Below are 18210 nucleotides of genomic sequence, written 5' to 3' on the forward strand. Positions count from 1 at the left end.
GAAAAGAGAGAAAATAATGCGTAAAATCCGCAATGCAGCCATCGTTGGGCTGACCGCCGTCTCCCTCGTTGCTGGTGGCATCAATGTTGCTTCCGCTGAGGTTCCTACCTGCGGCTACGAATTCTATCTGCCATCCGCACAGCCGACTGACGCTGAAGATGTCGATTTGGCTGACAGCTACTGCGAAACCCGCGAATTCGACCGCGACCTTCAGGACTACCTGAAGAATCCAGCAGACTCCTCGCCATTCGGCGCACGTTACAACGCTACTAAGGAAGTTCGCGGCGTGGACCTGCTCGGTCTCCACAAGAACTTCTCGCAGCAGCCAGTTTGGTCTCAGATTTGGTACGTTGTGACCGTTCTCGGTGTTATCGGCACCGTAATCGGCATCGGTGCACTGCCAGTGCTCAACACCCTGAAGGCTCAGGGCGTCATCATCTAATTGGTGACTGCTGCAGCAATAAGCAGCACAGTGTTTCACAACCACCTCAACGATGAGGCAATTGTGAAATAAGAGCTTGCACACCCGCTGTTACCTATGGCGTTAGCCTGGTCACAGCGGGTGTTTTGCTGTTTCAATCGCCATCCAGTTGCTCGGATACGCTCACTGACGCCGATTCTCGCAGACGGTGCACCAATCCGATGTACTTTCGGATTGTTGCTGGTTGAAGTGGGCAAGTTCAATCGCGCAGGGATGCCATCCGGATATTGTTCGAGTTTTTGGAAGGATAACCGGGGACGGTAAATCATAGATTGTTAAAAATTAAGATCCAATTGCAGTCGAATTACATGAATGTATTTTTCCTGGCTGGCAAAAATTTATTATTGGACAAGGTTTTCATAGACTGCTGCTAGCTGGTCGGCGGCGTTTCGCCAGGTACGCTGTGCTGCAAATTCCCGACATTGCGTAGCAAGCGACGCCCGTCGCCGCGGATCTGCCAAGGTGTATAGGGAGTCAGCCCAGGCAGACGGGGCATCTGGGGGGAGAAGTCCCAAAGTGTTGTGCAATGCTGCAGGTTGAATGCTGCGTAATGCAGGAAGATCACTGACCAGTGTGGGGATGCCCAAGGCTAGTGCGGCTAATGATTTGATGGGCGTAATCTCCCGGGTGACGTCGCTATCTATGCGGGGAACACAAAACACGTCACAGCAGCTGGTGTAATCTAACGCCACATCTGGGGATACTTTGCCCGGAAAGACACAACGATCGGCGATGCCGAGGCGTTGGCTCGTTGCAACGAGCGATGCACGGGCAGGACCATCGCCGACGATAAGCACCTGAAACGGGATCGTGAGCTTGTCTTTCAGTAGTGCTGCTGCGTGCAGCAGCGTGTCTAATCCTTCATAGTCAACGATTGCAGACACAGACCCGAACACATAGCTGTGTTCTTCCAATCCGAGTAGTCGCCGTTGAGCTCCTGTAGCTGGCTGGCGGGTGAGTAGTGCCTCGTCGATACTGTTACCGATGATATGAATGCGGTTGTCGGAAATACCCCGTTTGGCGAGTGTTTCCGCTTGTACTGCGGACAGGACAATGACCGCGTCGGCGGCGGCGGCGAGGCGTGTTTCTGCTGCTCGGAGCGCTTGATACTGCCAGCTTGCTGCCGCACGATCTGCCTCCGGCGCGGCAAATTGGGTTAGCCAGGTTTGCTCGCGCTGGCCGCGCATCTCATAGATAAATGGCAGCTCGAGTGCCCGTGCTACTGCCAGTGCAGGCAGGCCACGCTGATAGTCGGTGGTTGAGTGGATAATCTGCGCGCCAGTAGCTTGCGCCTGAAGGAGGAGTTCCTGTGCCTCACGTTGCATTCGACGCAGTGCACCGATCGGCTGGATGGGATGCTGTAACCGCTGATAGGTAATGGTTTGATAGGTGCGGGTGGATGCCTGTTCCCAGCTTCCAATTACCGCCGGATAGTTCAACCGGGTGACTGGGGTGACAATTGGCGGGGTTGGATTTTGCTGTAAAGCGGTCAGCAGTTGTTGACTGCGGATAGTGTAGCCGCTGTTTGTCACTGGAAGACTGCTGTTGAGCAGCATCAATACTCGTGGTGAAGTTGCCTGCTGTGGCGCGCCGTGAAAGGTCTGCTGCACACGGGTTTTCTGTATTTCGTTAAGCACCTGTTGGGGCGTGGCGGAGATTGCTTGGCGTTGCTGGCTGATGAGATAGCGCGACAACCAATGCGGGGTGCCTTGCAGTAGCCGGTGAGCGTGGTCGAGTTCCCCGAATTGTTCATGGATCCGGACTGCCTGCCGGTCGGTGAGCGGCACATCGGGGCGGGGGAGTCGGTGTGCGGCAAGCATGATGCTGGTGGCGAGCGGATTCGGCGGAGTAGTGGCAAGGATCGCCAAAATTGCGTCCGTTCGGTCGCTCAGCAGAAGCCCACATAACGCCAGCAGGTCACGCCACGTAAGTGGCTGATGCACGCTTCGTTGGTGACTTGTCACCGTGTCTTGCGTGACGGTAGATTGCGGGGTTGTTGCCGGGTCTTGGCGGGTGGCGTTTATCACGCGAGGGGAAATACTGGTGAGTGCGGCGGTGAGAGTGTTGCGTAAGGTGGGGGGTAGCCGGCGGGCAACGTTCGTTGCCGCCTGCCACGGGTCGCGTGCGACCTCGGCGACACCGTGGGTGAGTAGAGCGGTCGCATTGCTGCAGCGTGCTTTCGCGTTCATTGGCTGTGTCGTTTTCGGACTGCGGTGGTGATGCGGCGGACTGGCTGCACGAGTGGTTCGCTGATTCGCTGCAGCAGGTGCACAGGATGAAATGTTGCCTGCGCTTTTCGTGCTGTTCGCTGTGACAGGGGGGAGTGGGGTTGATGTTGGGCGTTCACCACCTTGCCGATGGCGTGTACCCAGCGGTCGGTGAGTTCTTCTAACGTGGAACCCTGTCGAAACCAGGCGTTGCCGCGCCCATCAACCGCAAGACGGGATCGATCCTGAGCAATGGCAACCCACAAGTCGGCGAGGGCTTGTGGATCCATTGGCGGCACTACATCGCCAATCTGGGATTCGGCCACAATTTGGGCGGCTTCCCCAGCTACTGCGGCGGTCACATGCTTTTCCGCCCACATGATCTCGAAGAGTTTCGAGGGGATGGTGTATTCCATTGGCCGCCAGTTTTGCAGGTGTACCAGCACGGTGTCCGCCCACTGATAGTTGCCCACCATCTCTTCGAACGGGATGCGACCGGTAAAGTCCACGTCAACGGCGAGTTTGTGGGCAAGCCGTTCTAATGCTTTGACGAACACACCGCCGCCGGTGATTCGTAATTCCACCTCGACACCCTGCTGTTTGGCTAACGCAACAGCTTCAATCGCATTGGTTAATCCTTGGGCACGCCCGACGGTGCCACCATAGAACACTCGCAGTGGTCCGAAGCCGCGTGCCGGATAGGCGTTACAGTTCGGAATCCCCGACCCGGCACGGTTTCGCACTGCAATAACATTAGGGTGGCCGCGGCGGGTGTGTTCGGCGGCAAGGGTACCGGTCGTGGTGATGAGGAGATCGGCGCGGCTGAGCACAAAGCGAAGTGCGCGACCCCCGGTGAGGAGCAATACATGGAAAAGGGCGCGTTTTGTTTTCGCCCACGGATTCATAGTGGGACGTTGGGGATCATTCCACTGGTCGATGTATTCCAAAATCTCAGGCCATGCATCGCGCAGTTCCACTACGAGCGGTAGCCGATGTAGTCGAGATAGTGCATAGGCGACAAACGCCGACGGTAGTGCCGGCACTGTGCAGACGATAACCTCAACCGGGTTGCCGGCCGCCCGGGCGTTGCGGATTGCCCGGCTGGCGGTGATGATTTGGCTGCACATGATGACAGCCTGATCTTGTACCCGGCTAACTATTGAGGCATCGTGGGGGCGGAAACGACAGCGATACACCGTGAAGTGGGGGGTGGATCTGTCGACGGCACCCGTTTGATTTCGAGGATCGTCGCTCATGAGCTGCCCACCGGGATAGTGAGGTGGCGGCACCACCGCTGTGATGTGATGTCCGGCGCGGGCAGCGTCACCCAGGATCCAGGCGAGTCGTCGTTGTACAACGCCTTGTTCAGGGTGCCAATATTGCGAAATCATCATCAGGTGCATAACTGTTCGGGGAGAGTGAAACCCAAAATCACCTGATTTCTGTGCTCTTTTTCATGCTGGATAGAAAACGAAAAACGGATATTCCGGCGCCGACCAATAACGGCGGTTCCGGCAGTTGTGGCCGTGTTTCGCAGGGGGCTGCATGATGTTGGAATCGACGAATTATTTCCTGCTGCCAAAAACTAATGTCGTTAACTTCACTGGTGAATATTACATGAGATCCCCACATCGCGGTGAAACTGTGGGCTTTGGGAAATATTGTCCTTGGTTGTCCCGTGTGGCGGCGGGATGATCGGTGAGAGTGAGGGGACATTCCAGCTGTCGCATCATTGTGGTGGCGAAAAGGAGCACACCCACTGGCAACGGCGGCGATCCGCCACTGCCAGTGGGTGTTGATTCTTTGCGTGTCGTGTTTTCCGGTGCTGGTTATCGGTAGTCGGCGGGGCGGGTGCTGCGGCTGGTGAACAGGATGCCAACAGCTGCGGCGAATACTGCGACCAGAATCGGCACGATGATGTAGCCGATGACGGCGCTGGGATCATCCGGTAGTGTCCACACGACTTGGCGGAAGGTGATGGCCTGCGCCGACCAGGTGCCAAGTATTGCCCCGCTGAGGATACCGATGATTGCGGCTGGTGCGGTGATAAGGACAGTTTCCGCCAAGGTGCTGAGCACATATTGTCGATGCAGCAAACCGATGCTGTGCAGTAATGCCTGATCGCGGCGCCGTTGTTGCACGCTGAGTAGCACCGTGTTGGTGACACCGACGGCGGCTATCAAGAGGGCGACAGCCGTCATTAAGTTTGCGATAGTGACAATTCGCTGCGCGGATTCGGTGATGCTTTCCCGGGCGGTGAACCGTTCCAGCAAGCTCACCGGGGTTGGTGACGTGCCAACGGCTGCTTTGATATTGGCCAGGGTGGGATTGTCGGCGGCCTGGTTAGCTTCCCCGGCAACCCGCACAAGCACTATCGGCACCCCACCTGTGTTGGCTTCTAGCTGCTGTGCGGCGGCAGTGATCTCCTCGGGGACACGGCGCGGCTGGATAACATCAAAGGGGATATCCGCGTAGCTGGTTGTGAGATCAAAAATGGTGAAGTCCCCCAGTTGGGCGGTGACTGTCGCGCCGTCGGCAAGCTGATCTCGCAGCGGACTCATTCGACCGATCAACACATCCGCATCGGCGATCGTTTGGTGACCGCGGGTCAGGGTATCGGCCTGGTCGACCCCGAGTACTAGCGCATCAACGGTGCTGGTGGTGGAAAGCTCTGGCAGCTGCACCCGCAGTTGCACCATCGGTGGCGTGGCCACAGCTTCCACCCCGGGATCGTTGCGCAGCGTATCAACGAGTGGCAGCGGCACCGGATCGCCGACCCCGGTAAGGGTCACATCCACATCGTGGGTGACAGCAGCGGTTTCCACCACTGCTGCTTTCAGCACATGTTGGCCGGCGGTGACAGCCGCAATGAGTACGCAGCCCAGCAGCATGATGGCACTCATCGCAGCGGCACGACCAATGCCTCGCCCAATATAGGCGCAGGTGAGTTTGGCGACGGCAAGGCCGCGCAGTGGGATGAGTTTGCCGGCAGTGGCCAGCAGGCTGACGATGATGGCACTAGCGATTAGCGTGACACCTGCGGCGAGCAGTGTTGCTGCCCCGATGGGGGCAATCACCCCATAGCTGCCGACCAGCCGTCGGGCGGTGGAATTCACCCCGGTTAACGTGCCGTCAATGGTGTGTTTCCACCACCAGCCGAGGACAATTGCAACAATTCCCGGTACCACAAGGGCAACCAGCCGCGGCAATAGCCGTGGCCGGTCGTCTGTGCTAAACAGGGCGGCAATCGGATCCTGCTTCATGGCGTTTCGCATCGCCGGCAACCCAGCAACCCAGGTCAACACCAGCACCGCGACGGCGATCGCCGCCCACACTGGCGGGGAAGCTGCATGGAATTGCAGCGGAAAATCCACTCCGATCACGTTGGCATGATCACTTGCTTGCGACCCCAGCCAGCGTCCCAGCGGCAGACCAAACAGTACGGCGGTGGCAGCAAGGACACACGACTCGATAGCGTGTGCAATATGGAGTTGACCTGCTGTCGCGCCGAGGGTGTGCAAGAGTGCAAACTCCCTGGTGCGTCCTAACGCAATCACCCCGAATGCGGAGGCAATCACCGCTAAGGCGGTTGCGGCAACCACCACAACAAATAGCCGCAACAGGAGGAAATAGCGTTCCCGTTTCGCTAAATATTTCTCGGTGAGTTTCTCAGCGACTGCCGAGTTTGTGGCGGCTTTCTCCACCGCGGGCAGCCCCCCACCGGTAAACGCTGCCGCCACATCTGTTGCTGCCGCCGGGCTGGTGGTGGCAGCACGTAATTCCCCGCGGGCAGTGGAACCAGCTAAATCCGCGACCAGCTGCGGGTTGCCGAAGAGGAAGTCTGTTCCAGAGAATTCTTCCACCCCGGAGCGTTCCACCCGGCCAACCACGGTCACAGGAATGAGCGGCTGCCCGTTGCTACCCCGCAACTCCCCTGTGGATCCCACCGGGATGCTGTTCGACGAGGTGGCTATCTCCCCGGGCTGGGTGGGCAGCTGCCCCTCCAATACCCGCCGCCACTGCAGTGGGCCTTCACTGATCGCCATCACCCGCACGGTGGCAAGCGGCTGCCCGGGTGGGGCGAAGTATGCGGTGACCTGTTCATCAAATGTTGCGGCAGTAACTGCCGGGATTTGTGACGCCTGCTCAAGCAGTGCAGCGGATTCTTCCCGGGAACCGGCAACTGTGGCTGTTACCCCGGCAGCAGGATAGGTGCGGCTAAACACGTCTCGCAGCGAATGCTGTACTGTCGCCGCAATATCCGCGGTTGCGGTAGTCAACGTCACCGCCGCCACAATCGCAAACCACACCGCCAAATAGCGGCCGGCACGATAGCGGAGCTGTCCAAGTGCAAAACGCAACATCGGCCTGTTACACCTCCCCGGCGAAGCGTGGTGGGTGCGGCAACGGTGCATCATTGCGCTGCGCACCTTCTACTATTCCCGCCGTCGAAGGGGTGGTGATCACCCCATCGACCATATGGATGGTTCGATCAGCAACCGCAGCAGCCTGCGGATCATGGGTGACCATAGCCACAGTCACGCCAAAGGTGTCCACAATCTCCCGGAACAGTCCAAGTACCGCTTCAGAGGTTCGTGAATCAAGATTGCCAGTCGGCTCGTCCGCTAGTAACACATCCGGCTGCGACAATAATGCCCGAGCAACAGCAACCCGTTGCCGCTGCCCACCGGATAATGCAGCCGGGGTATGGCGCAGTCGGTCACCCAACCCAAGCCGGGTAACAATATCGCTAAAACGCTGCTCATCAATCCGCTGGTGCGCAAGACGCATCGGTAGTCGAATGTTGTCCCGCACCGACAACACCGGAACAAGATTGAACTCTTGAAAAATCACACCAATACGGGTACGGCGCAATTTCGTACGCTCCGCATCGGAAAGGCTTGCCACATCAACAACCGATCCAGGATGGGCGGCGGAAGGATGCAGCAACACCGAACCCGAGTCAGGGGTGGCCAACCCGGCAAGCACATGCAGCAGCGTAGTTTTCCCTGAACCGGATGGCCCCATTAAAGCTGTCCATTGGCCGGCCGGAAGCTGCACGGAAACTTGCCGCAATGCTTGCACCGCATTGCTACCCCGGCCGAAAGTTTTCGACACGTCACTGGTCTCTAGGGCGAAAGCAGGGTGTGGCTGGGTCACTGCACCTATGTCCTTTACTGTTGGTGTTAACGTGGATCAGCGACACCCCCAAGCTGCGAAAACGTGGGCGTCGTAGAACCACCGGGAAGGCGATACACCGCGCTAGGGCGCACCCCACCTGGAAAACTGTACTGTTGCGAAACAGACACAACGCTGGTGCATTGCGTCTTTTCGCGCCGCAATATGCCCGGGTGGGATGGTGCCACTATGCAGACTCACTGCATCACCGCGACGTCAGACAATAGTCACAGCACGATACCAGGTCGCTGGTATCACTTTTGCATAGTTGGCGCGCCGGGCAAACCACACCCCAATGGGCGCGAAGTCATCACACCTCGGTGACGATCGCGGCGAGCCTACCTGCAATCCGTTGTGCGGTTTCCTTATCCGCTGCTTCGACCATGACACGGAACAGCTCTTCCGTACCGGAAGGGCGCAGCAACACCCGACCGGTGGAACCAAGCTCCGCTTCAGCCTCCGCAATACTTGCCTTCACCTGCGGGTCGTCCATAACCAACTGTTTATTGCTTACTGGCACATTAATCAGCACTTGTGGCAGCACCTTCATCGCAGAGGCCAGTTCGGCGATCGACGACTGGGTTTCCGCCATTCGAGCCATCAACATAAGACCCGTTAGTACGCCGTCCCCTGTTGTGGCGAAGTCGGAGATAATAATATGCCCAGACTGTTCACCGCCGAGCGAATAGCCACCTTCATTCATATCCGCCAGCACATAGCGGTCGCCTACCTGGGTGGCACGCAACGTAATACCCGCTTCCTCCATGGCGAGTTTCAACCCCAGATTACTCATCACTGTCGCAACCAGAGTGTTTTTGCGTAGCTCCCCGTTTTCCTGCATCCCTTTGGCGAGAATCGCCATTATCTGGTCGCCATCGACCTCGTTGCCGTTAGCATCCACCGCCAGGCAGCGATCAGCGTCGCCGTCATGAGCTAACCCAATATCGGCACCATGCTCGACTACAGCCTGCTTTATCTGCTCGATGTGGGTTGAGCCGCAGTTATCGTTGATGTTGTAGGCATTAGGCTCATTATGGATGGCAACAACCTCGGCACCCGCCATCGAATACGCCTGCGGGGCAGCGTTGAAAGCAGCACCATTAGCGCAGTCCACAACGACCTTGATGCCTGCTAGGGAAGTAGGTACTGCCCGCATCAAGTGTTTGAGATAGCGTTCTTCCGCATCATGTGCCTCCTCAATAACCCGGCCAATACCGTGTCCGGTGGGGCCAGTTTCGGTGAGGGAAGAAAGCGTTTGCTCAATTTCGTCTTCTAGCTCGTCGGGTAATTTCCGGCCGCCGGCAGAAAAGAACTTGATGCCGTTATCGGGCATCGGGTTATGCGATGCCGAGATCATCACACCCATGTCAGCACCGTATGCATCTGTCAGATATGCCACGGCAGGGGTGGGCAGCACGCCCACCCGCAGTACGTCCACTCCCTGGCTGGCCATACCAGCAGAAAGCGCTGCAGCCAGCATCTCGCCGGAAACCCGAGGATCACGGCCAACCACCGCCACCGGACGCCGTTTCGCTGTGCGCCGCTTGTGCGTCAACACATGCGCCGCAGCAGCGCCCAGCTTCAGTGCCAAAGTGGCCGTAAGTTGTTGGTTCGCCTTGCCGCGAACCCCGTCGGTGCCAAACAGTCGAGTCATAACCTTCTATTATGCCTGCCAAATCTGGTCGTGAGCTAATACGCGCGGTAGATGTGACGTTCAGCATCACTACCGCCAGGGATTCTGTGAATGCCGTTGCGCCAGATCTGTGCGCAAACTTGCGACTAGTTGTTACTCGTCCATAACGGTGCGAGTTTGTTATCAAACATTGTGAGTGCACTCGCAATCGCCATATGCATATCCAGGTACTGATAGGTGCCCAAGCGGCCACCAAAATACACTTGATTATCGGCTGTTTCCTGGTCAGCTAGGCGGCGATAAGCAGCTAGTTTTTCCCTATCTTCCGGAGTGTTGATCGGATAATATGGCTCATCTCCTTCCGCCGCGAATCGGGAATACTCCTTCATGATGACTGTCTTATCCTTGGGATAGACATCTGCCCGCTCCGGATGGAAATGTTTAAACTCGTGGATTCGGGTAAAGGGGACATCCGCATCGTTGTAGTTCATTACCGGGGTGCCTTGGAAGTCGCCAGTGTCCAGCACCTCTGTGGCGAAGTCCAGGGTGCGCCATCCCAGTTCGCCAGCCGCATAGTTGAAGTAGCGGTCAAGCGGGCCGGTGTACACCACCGGTGCTTCCGGAGATCGTTGACGAAGCGCTTCAGCAACATCGAACCAGTTGGTCTGTAAGACGACATCGATATTCGGATGATCCGCCATGCGGTTCAGCCACGCCGCATAGCCATCAACGGGCAGCCCTTCATAGGTGTCGTTGAAATAACGGTTATCAAAGTTGTATCGCACCGGCAGCCGAGTGATGTTGCCGGCGGGTAGATCCTTTGGATCGGTTTGCCACTGTTTCGCGGTGTAGTCACGAATAAACGCCTCGTATAGAGGTCGGCCGATAAGCGAAATTGCTTTTTCTTCCAAGTTGGTGGCCTGATCGGTGTCGATTTCTGCGGCCTGTTCTTGGATCAGGGCTTTCGCCTCATCGGGGCTATAGTAGCGACCGAAAAACTGGCTGATCAGCCCTAACCCCATGGGGAACTGATATGCCTGTCCCTTGTGTAGGGCAAACACCCGATGCTGGTAGTTGGTGAATGAAGTGAACTGGTTGACATAGTCCCACACTCGCTTGTTTGAAGTGTGAAAAAGGTGTGCCCCGTATTTGTGGATTTCAATCCCGGTTTCTGGTTCCTGCTCAGAATAGGCATTGCCGCCAAGATGGTTGCGTGCCTCGACGATCAGGACACGCTTGTTTAATTGGCTCGCTGCACGTTCGGCGACGGTGAGGCCGAATAAGCCACTGCCAACTACGAGAAGATCGTAGGTATCTGTAGGAAGCTCTGCTGGGGTGTGTTCACTCATGTGCCCCACAGTAGTCGGCACAGCAGTAGTTCTTTGGTGGCCATTCCGAGAAAGTGAGGAAAATATTGGTGATGGCATAGTTTTACTCCTTATGCTTTCTGCAATTGTTGAGTCGTTAGTGCTATTAAAATGCGCGGATCAACAGCGCGTTGTGGCCTGGTCGGTGATGCCCCGTTTCACTGTCCATCGCCATCCGCAGGATGCAGTTCTGGGATCCTGATCTTGTTTTTCCTCGCCTGTGTTGAGGTGGCCGGAGTCGGTGCAAAGTAGGTGTCAGTGCAATTTGCACCACTTTGCTACCCGTTTGACCTGCGGATATATCTATCACTATTAGTGATAGGGGTTGGTGTAATTGGGTTACTGGCGTTGCCGAGGTGGCGTATCCTCGTGGTCATCGACCACTCCATCTTGTCCTTTACCGGGGTTGTGGTTGCTGTCGTCACCTTCATCTCGGGTACGGCCACGTCCGGCACTGTCAGGATTCAGGTTTTCGAACATCGTCTGTTGACCCTGCTTTTGTGGCAAATTTGTCGTACCAGTATCGGTGGATATTGGCATTCGCAGCAGATCAGTGCCGTGAATATCGCCAATCACCTCAGCAATCGCAGCTGCCAGATCACCGCTGTGTTGCCAATACTCTCCCCATACTGTGATGGGATGCTCGCAAATTCCTAGCAGCTTCCGCAAGGACAACCATTGCTGGTCATTGTCGTTTGTAATCTCATCTGTGGCTGGAACGCTAGCTGCTGTGGGAGAGTAACTGGAGCTATGCGGCATGGAGGCGGAGTCGTCGTCGACATCTTCATCGCAAAGAGCATCAAGATCGATCGCAGAATCACCTGGAATCTCCACCGAAGGACGCTCTAGTTCGTACAACGGCGCATATACCCACACCATTGCATTGCTTTCCGGGTTGATTTTCACATCGTAGAACGCAAGTTGCGCGGTGATGAAGCGACAGATCCGCAGACGCAGCTCAATGAAATATTCCCCGATTAAATCATGTGGCATTTGATCGATACGCTGTTCCCGCCAGGGCTCAATCATGCCGATAGCGATACCAAGCTGCTGCAACATCACTGTGTCCGCAATGAGTTGCTGATCAGCGACACAGTTGCGGGGCTTGTTTTCCAACATGCTGCAATATGAGGATGAGGGAACAAGAGTGGCATAGCGGGTAAACAGTGCCGCCAAATCCGGGAATTTGATAGTGGGTGCCGGCGTAGTGACTGCGTGTGTTGTGCCAAGCGCAGATCCTGTTGTGCCACCAGTAGTCTGCGCTGCCCTAGTAGTTTCCGTGATCGTGCTGTTTGTCCCAGCTGCCCAAAGCGTGGACGGTGTGGATGAACGCGCATGAAAGTTGACCGTGTTATCGATGAGCGGTTTTCTACAGGCTAATTGTTGAATTGCGGTGCCAGGATTACGCCACTGCACCGTATTGGTGTACCAAAATGCGGTATGCATCTGGTCTGCCCGTTCGCTGTGGACATGCCAGGATGGTGCCTCACTGCAGGGAACGTCGCCTTTCGCATGAATCCGAGCAAGGATCGCGGTGGACGGCACCGCGAAGTTCGCTACCGCTTTGTCGCAGGTATTGCGTCCGCGTCGCCGGAACACCGGTCGCGGTGGATACAACGCAGATTTTGGGACATCCGCAATCGGTTCCGGAGTAACAGACAGAACCGGTGGCAGATGCCGGGTGTATCTGTGCACCTGTAAGGATGCCGCACCCTGCCAGCTGGCACGGGGAAACACCATCTTTGGGATGAAGTCTGACTCGGCAGAATCCGTGTTTAGGGACTGTCGTGCATTTGTGTCAAGAGTCGCTGATGTATTCCGGGTGAAGAGATACGAGGGTTCCCGAGTCGGGGTATTGAGATCGACAGCAGTGATTTCACTGGTAAGCCGGATTTTTGGGTCAGTGAGTTGCAATACGCCGTGATACCGTGCATTGGTTTGGACCATCGCATGGGCTAGCACCCGAAATTGTGGCTCAGTACTTGCTGCGAGTTGGTTGACCACGCTTAAGGGGAACACTGCGGTGCTTTTTGGGGTATCAAACATGACCGCTGGGGTGAGTGTGTCGCGGCGAGTGTGATCATGGGTCTCAAGCGACACTACTGTAGTGCCGTCAGCTGTGGTCGATCGGATCACAGACACTCCACCATCCTGTCCAGCATTGGCCTCAGCGAGTTCACTGATGCTGTCATTAACCGCGTTTTCATTGTCCGTATTGCTGCTGGTACGGGCGGCGAGTTCTTTGCCGAGATGTGCGGCCTGTGCGGGAATATAGTTGCTGTCTGCGAGATACCAGACCGGGATCATTCGACTCGCATTACGAGTGCAAAACACCTGATCCGCTGTATCGATAAGCCCATCTGGAAGGCTGGTGACAACTGGCGGAAGAACAGGTGATTGCGCAGGTGTTTTCTGCCAGTTGAGTTTCGGATGTTTACGGTCGGTAATGATGATTTCCTGACATGTTCCGAACAAAAACTGCAGCATCGTATTGTTATTGATCGGGGTGATCGTCAGCAGTTGCTGGGTGACTTCTGCGTGGCAGCCGGCACAAAGCGGAATCAAATTATCAATGTCGGTGCGTCCACCTTTTGACCAGGGAACAATGTGATGAAACTCCAGGTTCCTGGTGTTGTGGCACAGCGGCACCGCACAGGTATGGTTATACAGTGCGAGTAGCGCATTGACCTGTTTGGTGCGGGCAAGGCGATGCGCCCGGCCATAGTTGAGGACTTCCCCTTTGTTGTCGACACTGATGACTGTAAACGCATCTGCGTTTGCTAACAGATGGGCTTGATGATCTGGGTCAAGATAACGCTGGTGGGGCAGCGACAGTGTCACGCCAGATTGTTGCCGGTCGGGTAGCGCCAATGTCCACCGGTCGGTGTCGCCCTGGTTTTTCCTGCTGCGGCGGCCGTTCCGTTGGCGCTTTTTCACGCTGAAACGTGCAACATTTTCCGATTGCTGCGAATCGGCCTGTTTCGTCTCGCCTGCGGCGGCAGAATCGACCTTACCCTCGCTATTTTCAGGGGTGACATCTGCAGTATTGTGCAAAATGGCGGTCACCGTCGCGCCGGGTGTTTTCGTGGGCTGGTTTTCCCAGTGTGTGCCGATAAGAGCACGCACCACAACGCTGAATGCAGCATAGGTTAGCCGTGGATGAATCGGGCCGTGCGAAGAGAAATGGGTGCTACGCAAGTTGGTTAACCCTTCGCGTTGGCGAATTGCCTCAATCTCTTCGATGACTTCGGCAAATACGGGAGAAACCGCGGCTTGGTCACTGGTGGTAGACGCTGGATTGATGTCCGTGGCATCTTGTTTTGCGGAATCGAGGGTTACCGTCTGTGTAGTGGTGGTATTTTCCGCAGCACTGGACCGATCAGTGATTTCGCTGGTAGTGGCGCGCTTTTTGGAGTAACGAGCACGTTGTTGGGTTGTGGTTTTTCGTAATTGTTTGAGTCGGTTATGTTTCGCTTTGATAAGCGGCTCGGTGTGTTTCAGTACGGCTTGAAGTTGGGCACCAAGGATTGGATCGAGTACTCCTTTGATCGTTACCGCCCCAGTGTCGTCGGTGTCCATTGCAATCCAATAGTCCGTTTCTACCTTCTCCTTCGGATCAGGGTGCGCAAGACGTTGAACTGTTTTCCGGAATGTTTTTGCATTCATTCTGGTTGCGAAGCTCAGAAGCACCGGCTCGGTGATGGTGTCGATATAGGCAATCATCGTGGGCAGGTGGTCGGCACGTATCGTGCCGTTCAGCATTGCCTGGTAGGTATTTGGGTGTTCGACTAAAAAGCGACCGTAGCGGATCCGACGGGCGGCGGTCGCTTTAGTCAAGCCGTAAGTCTCTTCGAGGAACTTCACCATGTCACGTCGGCCACCGTGAAATTGGATACCGCGAATGGCCATGATGCCAATAATGAGAAGCCCGGTGGCGTGGGCGAATTGTTCGGTAGCTGACCACTTTGCGAGCTCGACGAGGAGTATTGAGTCACTAGCGGTGAGCAGCCGTTGGTAGCGGTCGGTCATGCTACCGTCACTTTTCCGATCTGGGTCGTTGACGGTGTCCATGGTGAAATCCCCCTGATGTTCCCCTGATGTGTGTGTTTCCCGGTTCGATCCGGTTGTTAATTAGAACAATAGATCGCATAAGGGGAGACTGGCAAGGGGGTAACTTTTCCGTTTGTGGATAACTGATTTACGGGTTGAGGCTTGTGGATAGCTGGGTCTGCGGTGGGATGTTTTGGGAAAGTATTGCTTCAGTGTGGCTGTGTGAATTTGTGTGCTTGAAGTGTGAAAGTCGGATTTACGCTAGTGTCTATCTCAAACTAGCGGACTGTTTTTGCAGGTCAGTGGCTTGTTGAAGTGGTGCAATTTGCACTGACAGCAACTTTTTGAGCCTAAATTGGCTCAATGCATCCACTGCACGAGTGCGACTCTAGGGGCCGCGAAGGGTAGAGGTGGTGGGGGTGGTCGAAGTTCAAGGTTGTGTCTTCACTGCTCACCTTGACTAGTTGGTGTGTGAACGTTTCTTTTTTTCCCCTTCAATTAGGGGGCGCGCAGCATTTGCGAGTATGGAGGTAGGGCAAGTGTTTGCTGTTGAAACGGCTGGTGTACTGGGCTGTTTGCTAGTTCCTCACTGGTGAATGCAGGAGTGCGGGAGGTGTCGGGTGGCGTCTTGGCGACTTTGCGTGTGGCCGTGGCAAGGGGGTGGGTGTGGGGCCTCAACGGCAATCACGTCTGCATCATGAATCACAACAGTCACGGCGTGTCACATGACAAACACTGTGCTACAGCCGTACCATAACCCTCAACTGTAACTTTAGGGTTGGTGTGTGGTGATGGCCGCACCGTAACCAGCACGAGGTAAATAAGGGAGACCACCGTGCCACAACGACGACGAATTACCACTTATCGCAAGCCGGTAACCGCCTGGGTGACCGCCGCCGCGGTTGCCTTCGCCGGTGGTGGGGTCATGGTGCTCGGCAATCATGAGCAATCCCAAGTAGCACTGGCCGGTGACAATGATCCACTGGTCGATGCTGTTCGGCTGGCGGCCGCCCCGTACACTGAAGGGCTTTCGGTCGCCCTGGAGCATCCACTGCTCAACGATCTGAAAGACGTGCTCGATACCTACGGGCTCCTTCCCGAAGATGCACCGCAAACCATCACTGAGTTCACCCGCGAAGAGCCATTCACCATGTTTGCGCTCACCTGGAAAGGTTCGCAGGATCTCAATACATTTGTGCGGGCACTCCAAGAGGACGGCACCTGGTCGCAGTGGTACGCCGCACCAACATTGAACCGACCTGACGGGCAGGACGCCGCAGGTGACACAAACGGCACTCAAATGATCTATTTGCCGGCGACTACCAAGGTGCAGGTTGCAACACAAGGTGTGGCACCAGCCACCGACGAACAGCCAACCACCGCGGTCGACGCGGGCCTCGCACCGGAGGAACTGACGCCAGCCCCAGCCGTCGAACCGGCAACAGATCTGCCGGTGGTACAAGCCCCACCAGTGGAGCTTCCAGAACCGGAACCGGCACAAGACGTCGTCATTCCACCGATCGGTGAAACACCCGCTGCGCCAGACTATGACATCTCCCAGGTGCCTGCTGTTGGCGAAGAAATATCACGCACCCCGCTTGGTCACCGCGTCGAGCAGGCCGAGCCAGTGTCGGAAGCACTGCCGCCGGCTAACCCCGCCGACATGGAAGCAATCTTCGTCTCTCTCGATCCGACCGCGATTGCCGCCTACGATCTTGCCGGCGTTGAAGACGATCTTAAAGGTATTCCACGGATTATCACCCGCCAAGGCTGGGCAGGTGCCGGTGCAACAAAGAAATGCAACCAGGTCGACGGCGAAGTCAACGCGATCGCTATCAACGCCACCGGCGGCTCCAATGAATACACCCCGGAAGATGTACCCGCCATGCTGCGTGCCATCTACGATTATCAAACCACCCAATTGGGCTGGTGCGACATTGGGGCGAACGCCTACGTTGACCAATTCGGCCGTATCTTTGAAGGTCGCGCCGGCGGTTTGACGAAAGCCGTGCGCGGACAACACACTGCAGGGTTTAACGAAAACACCTGGGGTGTCACCCTCATGGGGGACTTCGCCACCATTGCCCCATCCCAACAGGCAGTTGACGCCACCGCCGAACTAGCCGGCTGGCGCAGCCACGTCGCCGGATTCACCCCGGACGGATCCGACACCCACACCTCCGAAGGTAACTCGAAATATCCGGAAGGCACCACCGTTGTGCTGCCGAATATTTTCGCTTCCGCGGAAGCCACCGGTGTCGCCGACGGCACCCTTTCAGCTGACCTCCCCGAGATCCGGCGTAAAGCCAAAGCACACTATGATCAGATCGTCGGTGGCAGTTTCGACAGTCAAGCAAACAACCTGTTGCAAGAATTCCGCAAGAAGCAACAGCAGCTCAACGCGGCTAAGAAACTTACCGGCACGGTGAAAAACAATCCCTCCACAGCCGCCAATTCGTTGATCTCGGCGTTAGCCGGCTGGGACACCAAGGACGGATCGTCGCAGGCCACCACACTCGACAACACCCTATCCAAACCAGGCAACCAGCAGGTACTGCAAATTGTTGGCACCTTGGCAGCCGCAGCTGTCACCATGGCTCTTGCCCGCGGTGTTGTCCCTGAGCAGCTGCAAGGCGCCGGAAACAAGGAAGTAGCCCGCGGTGTGAAACTTGCCGACGTTCCAGTGCTCATCACCAAAGTTGTTGCCCTCGGCGGGGACACGAAATACTCACGCACCTGGAATCAGATCAACAGCACCTTCGGCCCAGTCTTGGGCAAAGTATTAGGTGCCGAAACCAAAGCAGTGCCGGCAAGCGCACAAAACTCGGAAATCTCCTACATCCCATTCGAACACGGGCTGATCGTCTCCTCCCCGGAGGCCGGCACCCACGGAATTTGGGGTGAAATCGGTAACGCCTGGGCGGCAGCCGGCTTCGACGCCAGCCCACTTGGCCTACCAATCAACGAAGAACACCTCACCGAAGAAGGCCTGATACGCACCGATTTCCAAGGCGGCTACATAACCTTCAACCCGGCAACCGGTGACACCGAAATACGGCTGCCCAACGGTGACCTGTACGATCCAGGCGCCTTACTGGCTAACATTGCCGACCAGCTGTTGCAAGAACTCACCCCGGCCGCCGCCCAGTAGCGGCACCGGGAAAAGAAAACACCACCACCGCTGACTTGATCCCCGCACAAGGGAACGCGTCAGCAGCGGTGGTGTTTTTCATTGATGAATCCGCAAATACCATCGGCGGAAGGCCTCGCCACCATGGACACGGTTGGTAGAGG

The 18210-nt window shown here is 56.4% G+C and carries 9 protein-coding genes; 2 read left to right on the plus strand and 7 right to left on the minus strand.

The window, feature by feature from the left end:
• Positions 1-16: 16 nt before the first annotated feature.
• Entirely contained in the window at positions 17-442 is a 426-nt protein-coding gene (locus CCHOA_RS00450) for a hypothetical protein (protein WP_123925687.1), read from the plus strand.
• Positions 443-822: 380 nt separating this feature from the next.
• On the opposite strand, the gene CCHOA_RS00455 is transcribed toward CCHOA_RS00450, so the two are convergent.
• The 7 genes from CCHOA_RS00455 to CCHOA_RS00485 form a co-directional block, all read right to left on the minus strand.
• Positions 823-2670 (minus strand): glycosyltransferase family 4 protein, encoded by a 1848-nt coding sequence (locus CCHOA_RS00455; RefSeq protein WP_123925689.1) that lies wholly within the window; start codon positions 2668-2670, stop codon positions 823-825.
• A complete protein-coding gene (locus CCHOA_RS00460; protein WP_164472329.1) occupies positions 2667-4082 on the minus strand; it encodes a glycosyltransferase family 4 protein in 1416 nt (471 codons plus the stop codon). The genes CCHOA_RS00455 and CCHOA_RS00460 overlap by 4 nt, the downstream gene beginning before the upstream one ends.
• Positions 4083-4517: 435 nt before the next feature.
• Positions 4518-7052 (minus strand): FtsX-like permease family protein, encoded by a 2535-nt coding sequence (locus CCHOA_RS00465; RefSeq protein WP_164472330.1) that lies wholly within the window; start codon positions 7050-7052, stop codon positions 4518-4520.
• A 7-nt stretch (positions 7053-7059) separates the two neighbouring features.
• Positions 7060-7848: an ABC transporter ATP-binding protein gene (locus tag CCHOA_RS00470; protein ID WP_245992148.1), complete on the minus strand. Its 789-nt coding sequence runs from the start codon at positions 7846-7848 to the stop codon at positions 7060-7062.
• A 328-nt stretch (positions 7849-8176) separates the two neighbouring features.
• A complete protein-coding gene (gene glmM / locus CCHOA_RS00475; RefSeq protein WP_123925698.1) occupies positions 8177-9520 on the minus strand; it encodes a phosphoglucosamine mutase in 1344 nt (447 codons plus the stop codon).
• Between the two features lie 125 nt (positions 9521-9645).
• Entirely contained in the window at positions 9646-10848 is a 1203-nt protein-coding gene (glf, locus tag CCHOA_RS00480) for a UDP-galactopyranose mutase (protein WP_123925700.1), read from the minus strand.
• A 357-nt stretch (positions 10849-11205) separates the two neighbouring features.
• The gene (locus CCHOA_RS00485) at positions 11206-14895 is read right to left on the minus strand and encodes an HNH endonuclease (RefSeq protein WP_245992149.1); all 3690 of its coding nucleotides are present in this window, start codon (positions 14893-14895) and stop codon (positions 11206-11208) included.
• An 856-nt stretch (positions 14896-15751) separates the two neighbouring features.
• Here CCHOA_RS00485 and CCHOA_RS00490 point away from each other — a divergent pair.
• Complete coding sequence (locus tag CCHOA_RS00490) at positions 15752-18067, plus strand: N-acetylmuramoyl-L-alanine amidase (RefSeq protein WP_123925702.1); 2316 nt, start codon at positions 15752-15754, stop codon at positions 18065-18067.
• The last annotated feature ends 143 nt before the right edge of the window (positions 18068-18210 follow it).

This window comes from Corynebacterium choanae (genome assembly GCF_003813965.1).
Classification (GTDB): domain Bacteria; phylum Actinomycetota; class Actinomycetes; order Mycobacteriales; family Mycobacteriaceae; genus Corynebacterium; species Corynebacterium choanae.